At 69.7% G+C, this 13,933-nt stretch carries 11 protein-coding genes; 6 read left to right on the forward strand and 5 right to left on the reverse strand.

Annotation, left to right across the window (positions count from 1 at the left end; all coding sequences use genetic code 11):
- Window positions 1-42: 42 nt before the first annotated feature.
- Genes PM1_RS14195 through PM1_RS14210 form a run of 4 tightly spaced genes read right to left on the reverse strand, consistent with a single transcriptional unit; the run spans window position 43 to window position 7,625 of the window.
- On the reverse strand, window positions 43-1,491 hold the full coding sequence (locus PM1_RS14195; protein WP_009622310.1) for an aldehyde dehydrogenase family protein: 1,449 nt from the start codon (window positions 1,489-1,491) through the stop codon (window positions 43-45).
- Window positions 1,488-2,711: an alpha-hydroxy acid oxidase gene (locus tag PM1_RS14200; protein WP_009622309.1), complete on the reverse strand. Its 1,224-nt coding sequence runs from the start codon at window positions 2,709-2,711 to the stop codon at window positions 1,488-1,490. The genes PM1_RS14195 and PM1_RS14200 overlap by 4 nt, the downstream gene beginning before the upstream one ends.
- Complete coding sequence (locus PM1_RS14205; protein ID WP_009622308.1) at window positions 2,708-4,102, reverse strand: FAD-binding oxidoreductase; 1,395 nt, start codon at window positions 4,100-4,102, stop codon at window positions 2,708-2,710. The genes PM1_RS14200 and PM1_RS14205 overlap by 4 nt, the downstream gene beginning before the upstream one ends.
- Before the next feature lie 13 nt (window positions 4,103-4,115).
- Window positions 4,116-7,625 carry an indolepyruvate ferredoxin oxidoreductase family protein gene (locus PM1_RS14210; RefSeq protein ID WP_009622307.1) on the reverse strand — a complete coding sequence of 1,170 codons (3,510 nt, stop codon included), beginning with the start codon at window positions 7,623-7,625 and terminating at the stop codon, window positions 4,116-4,118.
- 179 nt (window positions 7,626-7,804) lie between these two features.
- Between PM1_RS14210 and PM1_RS14215 the strand changes: the two genes are divergently transcribed.
- Complete coding sequence (locus tag PM1_RS14215) at window positions 7,805-8,515, forward strand: Crp/Fnr family transcriptional regulator (protein ID WP_009622306.1); 711 nt, start codon at window positions 7,805-7,807, stop codon at window positions 8,513-8,515.
- 4 nt (window positions 8,516-8,519) lie between these two features.
- Here PM1_RS14215 and PM1_RS14220 read toward each other — a convergent pair whose 3' ends face one another.
- Window positions 8,520-9,449 carry an AraC family transcriptional regulator ligand-binding domain-containing protein gene (locus tag PM1_RS14220; protein WP_161788531.1) on the reverse strand — a complete coding sequence of 310 codons (930 nt, stop codon included), beginning with the start codon at window positions 9,447-9,449 and terminating at the stop codon, window positions 8,520-8,522.
- A 141-nt stretch (window positions 9,450-9,590) separates the two neighbouring features.
- Between PM1_RS14220 and PM1_RS14225 the strand changes: the two genes are divergently transcribed.
- The 5 genes from PM1_RS14225 (at window position 9,591) to PM1_RS14245 (ending at window position 13,920) form a co-directional block, all read left to right on the forward strand.
- Window positions 9,591-11,195, forward strand: coding sequence for an arylsulfatase (locus tag PM1_RS14225; protein WP_009622304.1), 1,605 nt, complete (start codon window positions 9,591-9,593; stop codon window positions 11,193-11,195).
- A gap of 84 nt (window positions 11,196-11,279) precedes the next feature.
- Complete coding sequence (locus PM1_RS14230; protein ID WP_009622303.1) at window positions 11,280-11,813, forward strand: 2,4'-dihydroxyacetophenone dioxygenase family protein; 534 nt, start codon at window positions 11,280-11,282, stop codon at window positions 11,811-11,813.
- 1 nt (window position 11,814) lies between these two features.
- Window positions 11,815-12,855, forward strand: a complete 1,041-nt coding sequence (locus PM1_RS14235) for an NAD-dependent epimerase/dehydratase family protein (RefSeq protein ID WP_009622302.1) — start codon at window positions 11,815-11,817, stop codon at window positions 12,853-12,855.
- The gene (locus PM1_RS14240; protein ID WP_009622301.1) at window positions 12,852-13,673 is read left to right on the forward strand and encodes an SDR family NAD(P)-dependent oxidoreductase; all 822 of its coding nucleotides are present in this window, start codon (window positions 12,852-12,854) and stop codon (window positions 13,671-13,673) included. Before PM1_RS14235 ends, PM1_RS14240 begins: the two co-directional genes overlap by 4 nt.
- Before the next feature lie 61 nt (window positions 13,674-13,734).
- Entirely contained in the window at window positions 13,735-13,920 is a 186-nt protein-coding gene (locus PM1_RS14245; protein ID WP_009622300.1) for a hypothetical protein, read from the forward strand.
- The last annotated feature ends 13 nt before the right edge of the window (window positions 13,921-13,933 follow it).

Consider the following 13,933-nt stretch of genomic DNA (forward strand, 5'->3'; position numbering starts at 1 on the left):
AGGTCGCCGGGGCCGGCCGTCAGGCGTGACGCGCTGTGCAGGTCACGGCTCCAGCCCCAGCGCAGCTGCCACCTGCGGATAGGCCACCGTGTCGATCAGCTGGCGCGTGGCGGCGCCGTAGGGCGGCGTGATCAGCTCGAAGCTGCCGCCGGCGCGGCGCTCGTAGAAGCCGCGCGGGTTGGAGAACTCGCGGAAGCCTTCCTCGCCGTGGTGCCGGCCCATGCCGCTGGCGCCCACCCCGCCGAAGCCCATGGACGCCAGCGCGCCCTGCATCACGGCGATGTTGAAGCACACGCCGCCCGAGCGGGTGCGCGTGGCGATCGCCTGGCGCAGCGCCGGGTCGTCGCTGAAGAGGTAGATGCCCAGCGGCGTGTCGCCCTGGTTGATGCGCGCGATGAGGTCGTCGGTGCTCTTGTAGGTCTGCACCGGCAGGATCGGGCCGAAGATTTCCTCGCGCACCACCTGGGCGTCGTCGCGCGGGTTGACCACGATGTGGAAGGGCATGTCGCGGGCGCCGGCATCCATCTCGCGGCCGATGCGGATCACCTGGTCGCTCTTGTCCTGGGCGTCCTCCAGCAGGCGTTGCAGGCGCTCGACGTGGCGCTGGTTGATGATGCCGCTGGCGCTGCTGGCGCCGTTGTCGTGGCCGAAGCTGTGCTGCATCACTTCGCTCAAGGCCTTCACGAAGTCCTGCAGGCCCTCCTCGGGCACCAGCAGGTGGTCGACGGTGATGCACAGCTGGCCGCGCTTGATGGCCTTGATGCCGGCGATGGCCGCCAGCGTCTGCGCGTCGCCGAGCTTGTCGCGGCCGACGATGGTGGGGTTGCGCCCGCCCAGTTCGAGGGTGACCGGCACCAGGTTCTCGGCGCAGCGCTTCATGATCTCGCGGCCCACCGCGGTGCCGCCGGTGAACAGCAGGTGGTCCCAGGGCAGCGTGGCGCAGTGCCGGGCCAGTTCCAGGTCGCCGTTGACCACCGCGACCTCGTCCTCGGCGAAGTAGGCCGCGAACATTTCCTGCAGCAGGGCGCCGCTGTTGGGCGTGAGGTCCGAGGGCTTGAGGATCACCCGGTTGCCGGCGCCGAGCATGTCGATGAGCGGGCCGATGCCGACGTCGAAGGGGAAGTTCCACGCCGCCATGTTGCACACCACGCCCTTGGGGCTGTACTGCACGTAGGCCAGCGACTCGCCCTGGGTGGCGGGGTCGACCGGCTTGGCGATGGGCTTCATCCACTGCTGGACGTTGGCGCAGTCGAAGCGCACGCGCTCGACCATCGACAGGATTTCGGTGAGGTCCGCCGCCGCGCCCGAATGGCTGCCGAAGTCCGCCACCAGCGCTTCGTGGATCCTGGTGCGGTAGCTGTACATCATCGGCACGATGCGCGACATGCGCTCGATGCGCGTCTCGGCGCTGGGGAACATGTCCTGGGCGAAGGCCGCTTTCTGCAGCGCGAACAGGCGCTCCAGGCGCTGGATGGGGGTTTGCGTGGTCATGACAGGTCTCCGGTGGGTAGCCGCGCGTCCCGTCCCGGATGGAGCGGGCCGTGCGGGAGGGCGCTGGCCCCCGGCCAGGGGCACGGGGGCAGCAGGATGCTCGGGCCGACGGCCTCGATGTCGGTGTGGCCGCAGAAGGCCATGCTCAGGCTCAGTTCGTTGTGGATGATCTCCAGCGCGCGGCTCACGCCGGCCTCGCCGAGGGCGCCCAGGCCGTAGACGAAGGCGCGCCCCAGCAGGCAGCCGCGCGCGCCAAGGGCGCGGGCGCGGAGCACGTCCTGGCCGCTGCGGATGCCGCCGTCCATCCAGACTTCGGTCTGCGCGCCGACCGCCTCGACTATCGGCGGCAGCGCACGGATGCTCGACTGGGTGCCGTCGAGCTGGCGGCCGCCGTGGTTGCTGACCACGATGGCGTCGGCGCCGTGGGCCACGGCGTTGCGCGCGTCGTCGACGTCCTGGATGCCCTTGAGCAACAGCGGGCCGTCCCACCAGCGGCGGATTTCGGCGACGTCGGCCCAGTTCAGCGACGGGTCCAGCTCGCCGCCGCGCCAGCGCGCCATGTCGGCCATGCTGTCGATGCCGGGCGCGTGGCCGACCACGTTGCCGAACGCGCGCCGCGGCGTGCCGGCCATGCCCAGCGCCCAGCGCGGGTGCCTGGTCACGTCGAGCAGCTGGCGCAGGTTCATGCGCGAGGGATCGGTCAGGCCGTTCTTCAGGTCCTTGTGGCGCTGGCCCACCAGCGACAGGTCGAGGGTCAGCACCAGCGCCGTGCAGCCGGCGGCCCTGGCGCGCTCGACCAGGCGCCGGGCGAAGGCGCGGTCGCGCATCACGTAGAGCTGGAACCAGAAGCCGGGGCCGGCGTGTTCGGCCACGTCCTCGATGGAGCAGATGCTCATGGTGGACAGCGTGAAGGGCACGCCGAAGGTCCGCGCCGCCCGTGCCGCGAGGATTTCGCCGTCGGCGTGCTGCATGCCCAGCGCGCCCACCGGGGCGAGCGCCAGCGGCATGGACAGGCGCTGGCCGAGCAGCGTGGTGACGGTGCTGCGCCGGTCGATGTCGATGGCCACGCGCTGGCGCAGCAGCAACTGCTGCAGGTCGGCCTGGTTGGCGCGGTAGGTGCTCTCGGTCCAGGAGCCCGAGTCGGCGTAGTCGTAGAACATCCGCGGCACGCGGCGCTGGGCCAGGGCACGCAGGTCCTCGATGCAGGTGATGCAGGTCATGGCGCGCCGCCGTCGAGCAGCTTGCCCGGGTTGAGGATGCCGGCGGGGTCCAGCGCGCGCTTGATCGCGCCCATCAGCGCGCGTTCCTGCGGGCTGCGGGTGATCGACAGCCAGGGCTTCTTCTCCAGCCCGATGCCGTGCTCGGCCGATACCGAGCCGCCGCGCGCCCGCAGTTCCGCGTAGACCAGCGCCTCGATGCGCGGCTTGAACCGTTCGAGGTCGGCGTGGGGCAGGGTGACGACCAGGTGCAGGTTGCCGTCGCCCAGGTGGCCGAACACGTAGAGCCAGTGCGCCTTGGCTTCCGCGAGCAGCAACTGCTGCACCTGGCGCACGTAGCCGTCCATCTCGGCGATCGGCAGGGAGATGTCGAAGCCCAGCGGCATGCCGTGCCGCATCACCTGTTCCACGTCGTCGCGCAGCGCCCAGAAGGCCTGCGCATCGGCATCGGAGCGGGCGAGCACCGCGTCGCTCAGCAGCCCTTGCTCCAGAGCCGCTTCGAGCGCGGCCTCGAAGCGCTGGCCGTCGGCTTCGCGCTGGCTGCCCTGGGCCTCGACCAGCACGTAGAAGGGGTGCTCCTGGCCCAGCGGCGGCAGGCTCCTGGCCGGCGGCGTGGTCACCAGGCGGTAGAAGGACTGCCACATCACCTCGAAGGACGACAGCGAGCCGCCCAGCGCGCGGTCCATGTGGCGCAGCAGGCCGGCCACGGCATCGAAGCCCGGCGCCGCCAGCAGCGCGGTGTGGCTGGCCAGCGGCTTCTCGCGCAGGCGCAGCACCAGGCGGGTGATCACCCCCAGGGTGCCTTCGCTGCCGATGAACAGCTGCTTGAGGTCGTAGCCGGTGTTGTTCTTGATCAGTGGGCGCAGGGACGACACCACGGTGCCGTCGGCCAGCACGGCCTCCAGCCCCAGCACCATGTCGCGGGTCATGCCGTAGCGCAGCACGCGGGTGCCGCCGGCGTTGGTGGCGGCGGTGCCGCCCAGGGTGGCGCTGCCGCGCGCGCCCAGGTCCAGCGGGTAGAGCAGGCCCTGGGCCTCCACGGCTTCCTGCAGGGCCTGCAGGGTGACGCCGGCCTGTACGGTGGCGGTGCGTTGTTGCGGGTCGATGGCCTCGATGGCGCGCATGCGCTCCAGCGACAGGATGATCTCGCCGGGCCCGGCATCGGCGCCGCGCACCAGGCCGGTCAGGCCGTCCTGGGGTACTACCGGCAACTGCCGTTGGTGGCACCAGCGCAGCACGGCGGCGACTTCCCCGGTGCTGGCCGGGCGCACCAGGGCCCGCGCCCGCAGGTGGTCGGCGCGCAAGGCGCCGGCCGAACGGCTGGCGAGATCGGCCGCGCAGAGCACGCCGTTGTCGCCGACGATGGCGCGCAGCGCCTCGACTATGGGGTCCATATGCGATCGTCTCCTAGCGGGGAGCGGCGGGCGCTCGGGCGGTGTCGTGCAGCGAGGCCTTGAGCTGGGCGCGTTCCTTTTCCACCTGCTCGACATGGCGCTGGCGCACGTGGCCATAGCCGCGGATCTTCTCCGGCAGCGAAGCCAGGGCGACGACGGTGTCGAGGTTGCCGGCATCGAGGCTGGCGATCAGCCCGTCGATCTCCCGCTCGTACTCGGCCAGCAGGCGCAGCGCGAGCCGGCGTTCGGCGCTGTTGCGGAAGGGGTCGAGGAGGGTGCCGCGCAGGCCCTTGCAGTGCTTGAGCAGGCCGAAGGCCTTCAGCAGCCAGGGCCCGACTTCCTTCTTGTAGGGTTTGCCGTGCTGGTCCAGGCCGCCGAAGGGCCAGGCGCCGACGTTGAAGTGGACCTTGTAGTCGCCCTCGAACACAGCATCGAGTTCTTGCCTGAAGGTGGCGGAAGCATAGAGGCGGGCTACCTCGAACTCGTCCTTGATCGCCAGCAGCTTGAAGTAGTAGCGCGCCACCGCCGTGCTGAAGCGCTCGCCCAGGCCCTGCCCGCGCTCGGCTGCCATGGCGCGGTCCACCAGGGCCTTGTAGCGCCGGGCATAGGCCTTGTTCTGGTACTCGGCCAGGTAGGCCATGGAGCGCTGGACGATGGCGTCGAGGGACATGTCGATGCGCGGCGCGGGGGCGACCGGCTCGCCGGCGCAGGCGGCCCGTTCCACCGCCTGCAGGTCGACTGCCGCGCGGCGGCCCCAGAGGAAGCTGGCCTTGTTGAAGTCGACCTGCACGGCGTTGAGTTCCAGCGCGCGCATGATGGCCGCGTGGGACAGCGGCACGCTGCCCAGCTGCCAGGCCGCGCCGAGCATGAACATGTTGGCGGCGATGCTGTCGCCCATCAGCTGCGCGGCGATGCGCAGGCCCTCCATGGCCAGCAGCTGGCCGTCGCCGCAGCGCTGGCGGATGCGCTCGACCAGCGCGCCGGCATCCATCTTCCAGTCGGGGTTGCGCGCGAAGTCGCTGGTGGGCACCAGGTCGCTCGCCACTATCACCCGCGTGCGGCCGGGGCGCACGCGCAGCAAGGCCTCGTCGCCGGCGGTCACCACCAGGTCGCAGCCCACTATGGTGTCGGCTTCGGCCGTGGCGATGCGCGTGGCATGCAGGCGCTGCGCATCGGCGGCGATGCGCACGTGGGACATCACCGCGCCGTACTTCTGCGCAAGACCGGTGACGTCCAGCACCGAGACCGCCAGCCCCTCGATGTGCGCGGCCATGCCGAGCACCTGGCCGATGGTGACCACGCCGGTGCCGCCGACGCCGGTGATCAGCAGCGAGAACTCGCCGGCGAGCGCCGGCAGCGCCGGTTCCGCGATGGCCGGGAAGTCCGCCGCGGCCACGCCCGCGGTGCGCGTCTTGCGCAGCCTGCCGCCGTGCACGGTGACGAAGCTCGGGCAGAAGCCCTCGACGCAGGAGTAGTCCTTGTTGCACGAGCTCTGGTTGATCTTGCGCTTGCGCCCGAAGGGGGTTTCCAGCGGTTCGATGGACAGGCAGTTGGAGGCCCTGGAGCAGTCGCCGCAGCCCTCGCAGACGGCCGCGTTGATGAAGCTGCGCTTGGCCGGGTCGGCCCACTTGCCGCGCTTGCGCAGGCGCCGGCGCTCGGTGGCGCAGGGCTGGTCGTAGACGATCACCGACACCCCTTCGATCTCGCGGCAGCGCAGCATCACCGCGTCGAGTTCGGTGCGGTGCAGCAGCGGCACGCCGGCCGGCAGGCTGCCGGCGGGGTGCTTGGCCAGGTCGTCGGTCAGCACGAAGATGTGCCGGACGCCCTCGGCCATCAGCTCGGTGACCACCTGCGGCACCGTCAGCTCGCCGTCGATGGGCTGGCCGCCGGTCATGGAGACGAAGCCGTTGAACAGCACCTTGTAGGTCATGTTGGCCTTGGCCGCGATGGCCTGGCGGATGGCCAGGAAGCCGGAATGGAAGTAGGTGCCGTCGCCGATATTGACGAATACGTGCTTTTCCCGGGTGAAGCGGTGCTGGCCCAGCCAGTGCATGCCTTCGCCGCCCATCTGGGCGAACATCGGCGGCGTCTTGACCGGGTCGTGCAGCACGGCCATGGCGTGGCAGCCGATGCCGACCATGGCCCGCGAGCCGTCGGGTACCTGGGTCGAGCGGTTGTGCGGGCAGCCCGAGCAGAAGCCGGGGTTGCGGTTGGGCGCGGCCGGGTCGGGCAGGCCGGGCAGTTTGTTGGTGGCCGGCGGCAGCGCCATGTCGGGCAACTCGGGGTGCAGCTTGCGCAGTTGCCCGTGGATGGCGTGCATGACCTGCGTCGGCGACAGCTCGCCCCAGCCTTGCAGCACAGCCTCGCCATGCTCGGGGGCGAAGGCCTGGGCCGCTTCGTATTTACCGGCCACGCGCGGGTGGTTGGGCAGCGCCAGGTCATAGAGGATGCCCTTGACCTGGTCTTCGAGGATGCCGCGCTTTTCCTCGACCACCAGGATGGCGTCCAGCCCGTCGGCGAATTCGCGGACGAACTGCGGGTCCAGCGGCCAGATCAGCCCGGCCTTGCCGATGCGCAGGCCCAGCTCGCGCTGGCGCGCCTCGTCCAGGCCCATCCCGGCCAGGGCCTGCAGCACGTCCTGGTACGACTTGCCGGCCGACAGCACGCCGAGCCGGGCGCCGGGCACCTCCTGCAACAGGTGGTTGAGGCGGTTGGCGCGGGCATAGGCCACGGCCGCCGGCAGCCGGTGGTTGACCAGGCGCTCCTCGCCCATCAGCGGGATGTCGAAGGTGCGGATGTTCAGGCCCTGCGGTCCCAGGTGCGGGGCAACCTGCAGCTCGGGCAGGACGATGCGCGGCGAGTCCGGGCCGACGCGCACCGAGCCGCCGCCCTCGACCACGTCGTTGTGCACCTTGAAGCCCACGGCGCAGCCGCAGAAGCGGCTCATGGCGAAGCCGTGCAGGCCCAGGTCGAGCAGTTCCTGGGTGTTCGACGGGTAGAGGATCGGCAGGCCGGCGGCGATGAAGATCGGGTCGGAGAAGTTGATGACCGAGGAGGACTTGACGCCGTGGTCGTCGCCGGCGATGGCCAGCACGCCACCGTGCCTGTGGGTGCCGGCGCTGCCCAGGTGGCGCATGGCGTCGGCGCTGCGGTCGGTGCCCGGGCCCTTGCCGTACCAGATGCCGAACACGCCGTCCACGCTCGAACCGGGCAGCAGGCCGACGTACTGCGAGCCCCACACCGCGGTGATCGCCAGGTCCTCGTTGACCCCCGGCATGAAGTGGATATTGTTGGCCTCCAGGCGCGCCTGCTGGGCCCACAGCTCCATGTCGTAGCGGCCCAGCGGCGAGCCGCGGTAGCCGGAGATGAAGCCGCCGGTGTCCAGGCCCGCGGCCTGGTCGCGCCAGCGCTGCTGCAACGGCAGGCGCGACAGGGCCTGGGTGCCGGTGAGGTAGATCCAGCCCTCGCGGGTTTCGAACTTGTCGTCGAGGCTGACGCTCGGGTGGGGCAGAGGGGCGTTCATCACGGTGTCTCCTGCTTATTCTTGTTCTGGCGTCTCTCGCGGAGTACAAGCGGCGGGGGCGGGCAGGGCATGCCCGCCGGGCGGCTCATGGCGCCACGACGGTCATTGGAAAATAGTGCGGCGCGATACCGCGGGAGACTGTTAGGTATTTGCAATGCGAGGACGCTGTAGGAGTACTCATGACTACCCCTTCCGAGGTATCGGCAAGCCACCTGCGGACGCTGCTGGGCAACCCCTCGTTCGCCCTGCTGCCGGCGGAGGTGCGCGACGAGGTCCTGGCCCACGGCCGGCAACGCCGGCTGGCGGCCGGGCAGCGGCTGTTCCGCCGTGGCGACAGGGCCGATGGGCTGTACATAGTGCTGGAGGGCTCGCTGCGCCTGAGCGGCACTTCCCGGGATGGGCTGGAGGTGGTGCTGAACTTCTACGAGCCGGGCTGCTGGGTCGGCCTGGTGTCGCTGCTCGATGGCCAGCCGCGCATCCATGATGCCCAGGCGGCCATGCCGTCCCTGGTGCTGCAGCTCACCCCGGCGGACGTCGAAAGCCTGATCGGCCGGCATCCCGCCTTCGCGCGCTTTTTGCTGCACCTGCAGAGTTCGATGCTGCGCGCGTTGCTGGTCGGCTTCGAGGCCTTTTCCACCCAGTCGCTGGAACAGCGCCTGGCCAGCCGCCTGCTGGCGCTGGCCGCGGCCTTCGGCTCGGCCAACGCCGATGGCGGGCTGGCCATCGAGCTGCGCCTGTCCCAGGAGACCCTGGCGCTGCTGCTGGGCAGCACCCGCCAGCGGGTCAGCCAGTTGCTGAAGAAGTGGGGCCAGGACGGCATTATCGAGCAGAAGTACGGCTGCATCGTGGTGCTCGACCGGGGCCGGCTGGAGGCGCTGGCCCGGGAATGAGGCTTCAGCCTTCCTGGCACTCCTGCCAGCGCTTGCGCGCGCGCAGGTAGGCGGCGGTGTCGGCGTAGCCGAGGCGGGCGGCGATGCGTTCGCGGTCCAGGCCCTGCAGCTCCAGGTACTGCTCAAGCTCCGTGCGCACCGCGGCCAGCACCTGGCGGTAGCCCAGGTCCTGCTCCAGCAGGCGCCGGCGCAGGGTGCGCGGGGTCATGTGCAGCGCCGCGGCGGCGCTCTCCAGGCTGGGCGCGGCGCCGCTTTCCAGCTCGCCGCGGATGTGCCGCGCCACCCGCGCGGCGGCCCCGCTGAACCGCTGCAGGCGCGCCAGGCGCTGTTCCAGGCCGCTGACGATCAGCTCCACCAGCACCGGGTGGTGGCCGCGCATCGGCACCTCCAGCACGCGACTGTCGAAGACCAGGCGGGTGCGTTCGCAACCGAACTGCAGGTTCGGCCCGAACCACTCCCGGTACTGCGCATGGTAGGGCGGCCGCGGGTAGGCGAACTCGGCGCGTAGCGGCAGCACGGGTTCGACGCAGCCTTCGCGCATCTGCGTCATGGTCATGGCCAGGGCATGTTCGCTGTAGTGCCGGCGCAGGCGCTCCGAGGCCTCTATCTGCACCTCCAGCGCCACCTCGCCTGCGGCTTCGACGACACGCAGGCGATCGAGGTCCGAGCCCAGGTGGGCGAAGCGCTGCCAGTAGCGCAGGGCCTCGCCGACGTTGGCGCAGCACAGCGTCAGGGGCACCAGCACGAAACGCTCCCTGGGCAGGAAATGGCTGAACAGGTGCAGGCCGACGGCCGGATCGATGTGCGCCGCGCGTTGCCATAGCTGCTCCAGTTGCGTCCGGTCGAATTCCTCGGCTTCGCTGTGCTCGCTGAGGAAGCGCGCCAGCACCCGGCCCATGGCGCCGCGGTGCCGCGGCTGGACCGGCGTGGCCACTTTGGTTCGGTTTTTGTCCTCTTCGGGCATGTTCGCCAGCGTCCTCTTGCCGTTTCATGTGACCGTTCGAGCGTGCTGTCTCGCCCTGCCGATCGATGACCAGCCACGCCTGCCGTTGATGATAAACCGAGAACGAGAAACATGATCCTTACCTGTCTGCCTCGCTTCGCCGCGACATTAGCCGCGCCGCTGCTGCTCCTTGGTCTGTCGATATTGGGCGGCACCGCCCAGGCGGCGGAAAAACCCAACATCGTGGTGATCTTCGGTGACGACATCGGCATGTGGAACCTCAGCGCCTACAGCCGTGGCGCCATGGGTTATCGCACGCCGAACATCGACAGCATCGCCAAGGCCGGCGCCATCTTCAGCGACCACTACGCCCAGCCCAGCTGCACCGCCGGGCGCGCCGCCTTCATCACCGGCCAGCTGCCGATCCGCTCGGGCATGACCACCGTCAGCCAGCCGGGCGGGCTGCTGGGCCTCAAGCCGCAGACCGTGACCCTGGCCGAGGTGCTCAAGACCCAGGGCTACACCAGTGGCCAGTTCGGCAAGAACCACCTGGGCGACCGCAACGAGTACCTGCCGACGGTGCACGGCTTCGACGAGTTCTTCGGCAACCTCTACCACCTCAACACCGAGGAGGAGCCGGAGGACATCGACTACCCGACCGACCCCAACTTCAAGAAGCGTTACGGCCCGCGCGGCGTGCTGCACTGCTACGCCACCGACAGCGAGACGCCCGGCGAGGACCCGCGCTTCGGCAAGTGGGGCAGGCAGCGCTGCGAGGATACCGGCGCGCTGACGCGCAAGCGCATGGAAACCGTGGACCAGGAGCTGATCCAGGCCTCGTTCAAGTTCATGGACAAGGCCGTGGCGCAGAAGAAGCCGTTCTTCGCCTGGATCAACACCACGCGCATGCACGTCTTCACCCACACGCCGAACCAGTACCTGGAGCGCTGCAAGCAGTTCACCAGCGGCGAGGACGAACACTGCGCCGGCATGCTGCAGCACGACGAGGACGTCGGCACGGTGCTGAAGAAGCTCGACGACCTGGGCATCGCCGACAACACCATCGTCATCTACTCCACCGACAACGGCCCGGAGCACGAGACCTACCCGTTCGGCGGCACCAGCCCCTACCGCAGCACCAAGATGACCACCTGGGAAGGCGGCGTGCGCGTGCCGATGATGGTGCGCTGGCCGGGGCACATCCCGGCGGGCGAGGAGCTCAATGGCATCCAGTCCCACGAGGACCTGTTCACCACCCTGGCGTCGGCCGCCGGCATGCCCGACGTGCGCGAGCGCCTGGCCAAGGGCGACGACCTGGGCACCGGCGTGGTGAAGAAGAACTACATCGACGGCCTCGACAACCTGGCCTACTGGGAAGGCAAGACCGACCAGTCGGCGCGCCACGAGATCTTCTACTACGCCGAGAGCCGCCTGCAGGCCGTGCGCCTGGACCAGTGGAAGGCGCACTTCTACACCCGCGACGGCTACTACGGCAGCACCAAGACCCTGGAGATGCCCTGGCTGTTCAACATCCGCCAGGACCCCTTCGAGAGCTACGACCAGGCGCCCGGCCCGCGCGCCAACCTGCTGCAGAAGAAGACCTACGTGTTCAACCGGATGACCGACGCCATAGTCGCGCACCTGAAGACCTTCAAGGACTTCCCGCCGGCGCAGAAGGGCGTGTCGCTGAGCTTCGACCAGCTCAAGGAACAGATCACCAAGTCCGCCGAGAAATGATCTTGCCGGGCGGCCGCGAGCGGTCGCCCGACATACCCGTGCGCCAGCGCGCGCGCATAACAACAAGATTGGAGTTCTACCCCGATGAGTCAGCTCAGCCCCGCCGCCATGCAAGTCTTCGCTGCCATGCAGAACGCTCCGGTGGTGTCCCGTGACCACGCCCGCGAAGCGATCCTGCTGCTGGAAGACGACCTGCCCTGGGTCGCCCTGCCCGACGGTTCCACCATCCAGCTGCTGCACGTGGACCTGAACCAGAACCTGTGGATCAACCGCACCCGCATGAAGCCGGGCTTCGGCGTCGACACCCACTACCACACCGGCCCGGTGTTCGCCGTCACCCTGCAGGGCGAGTGGTTCTACCGCGAATACCCGGACAAGGTGAACAAGGCCGGTTCCTACCTCTACGAGCCGGCGCATTCGCTGCACACCCTGTGCGTGGCCGAAGACGCCAGCGAGATCGCCGACGTCTGGTTCGCCATTTTCGGCAGCAACGTCGACATCGACGAGAAGGGCGACGTCATCCGCATCCTCGACGCCAAGACCGCCCTGGCCGTCTACCGCGCGTTGTGCGCGGCCGAAGGCAAGAGCTGCGACAAGCTGATCGTGCTCGGTGAGTGAGATGAGTCGGTTGCAGAGCGCATTCGTCACCGGCGCCGGCGGCTTCATCGGCCGCCACCTGGTGCGCCAGTTGCTGGCCGAGCAGGTGGCCGTGGTCGCCCTGATGATGCCCGGCGAGCCCGTGCCGGCAGAGTGGGGCGACAGGGTCCGCATCGTGGTCGGCGACGTGCGCCGGCTGCTCGAACTGCGCGAGCAGATCGGCCCGGTGGACGCCATCTTCCACCTGGCCGCGGTGGTCAGCGACTGGGGCAGCACCCAGTCCCACGTGGAAGTGACCGTCAAGGGCACCGAGCACGCCATCGAACTGGCCCTGGGCTGGGACGCGCACTTCGTGGTGACCACCAGCGTCTGCGCCTTCGCCAGCGCCCTGGCCAAGGGCCGGCTGAGCGAGGGCAGCCCGGTCGGCGTGCCGTCGTCGGCCTATGAGTTCTGCAAGCAGGAGCAGGAGCGCGTCACCCGCGAGGGCGTGGCGCGCGGGCTCAAGGGCACCATCGTGCGGCCGGCCAACGTCTTCGGCGTCGGCAGCATGCCCTGGGTGAACTCGCTGGTGCAGGTGCTGCGCGAAGGCGCGCCCTGCCTGCTGGGCTCCGGCGACTGGGACGCCGGGCTGGTGCACGTGAACAACCTGGTGGCGCTGCTGATCGCCGCCGCGCGCTCGGAGTACGTGCACGGCGATGTGTTCATCGCCGCCGACGGCTTCGGCGTGACCTGGAAGACCTACCTGGAGGCCCTGGCCAAGGCCGCGCAGACGCCGCCGCCGAAAAGCCTGCCGAACTGGCTGGCGCGCTTCATGGCCAGCGCCCTGGAGTGGTGGGGCCACCTGCGCAAGCAGACGCAGCGTCCGCACCTGACGCGGCAGACCTTCCGCCTGATGGGCGGGCCCAACGAGTTCGCCATCGACAAGGCCCGGCGCCTGCTCGGCTACCGGCCGCCGGTGAGCTTCGAGGCGGCCATGGCGGAGCTGACCGAGCATTTCCGCACACAGCGCCAGGCGTCGGCAGGCGCCGCCGGTGCAACAGCAGGACTGGAGAGCCAGGCATGAGTCAGTGGACCCACGGCACGCCACGCGTCGCCTTCATTTCCGGCGCCGGCAGCGGCATCGGCCTGCAGATCGCCAAGGCCCTGGTGGGCGAGGGCACCAGCGTGGCGCTGTTCGACCTGCGGGTGGACGAGAACGTGCTCGCCGAGCTGCGCGGCCTGTGCCGGCAGCCGCAGCAGAAGGTCGAGGCCTTCATCGTCGACATCACCCGCGCCGCCGAGGTGGGCGCGGCGGTGGATGCCGCCGCGACCAAGTTGGGCGCGCCGGACTTCGCCTTCAATTCCGCCGGCATCCTGCGCACCGCGCTGTTCACCGAGCTGCCGGCGGAAACCTTCGAGCTGGTGGTGCGTATCAACCTGATCGGCAGCCGCAACTTCGCCGCCGGCGTGCTGCGCTACATGCAGCGGGGCAGCCACCTGGTGCTGGTGGCCTCGCTGTCGGGAGTCATCGGCGGCTACACCCAGGCCGCCTACTGCGCCTCCAAGTTCGGCGTGGTGGGCCTGGCCGAGGTCCTGCGCCTGGAGCAGAAGCCGCGCGGCATCGACGTCTCCGTGGTGTGCCCCGGCGAGATCGCCACGCCCCTGCTGAGCTACGAGCGCCAGCATGGCAGCAAGGTCACCGAGGCGCTCAACGCCACCGCCGGCGTGCTGACGGTGGAGGAGGCCGTGGCCGGCATCCTCGCCGGGCTGCGCAAGCGCGAATTCATGATCACCCCGGGCCTGCGCGCCCAGCTGCTGCGCGGCATGGCGCGCAAGACCAGCGCGCTGCTGCGCTGGATCACCGACCAGACCCTCGCCAAGGCCCTGCAGGCCGAGCGGTAACGGGGTTGCCGTCCGTCCGGCGGGTGGCAACTCGGATTTTCCTTCAGGAGGAGTTCGGAGCATGCGCGTCCATCGAAAAGAACTTCTGATCACCGCAAGCCTGATCCTGGCCGTCGTCCTCGGTCTGGCTGCACAGGTTTTCATCACATCTGCGGAGGGCGATCTGCTGTTCCTCGGGGCCGTGCCGGCGACCCCCGGAGCTGGTGGAGCCCCGGTACTGGCGATGGGCAGTCACCTGCTGCCATGACGGATGCCGTACT

Source organism: Pseudomonas sp. M1 (assembly GCF_022760135.1).
In the GTDB taxonomy this organism is placed as follows: domain Bacteria; phylum Pseudomonadota; class Gammaproteobacteria; order Pseudomonadales; family Pseudomonadaceae; genus Pseudomonas; species Pseudomonas citronellolis.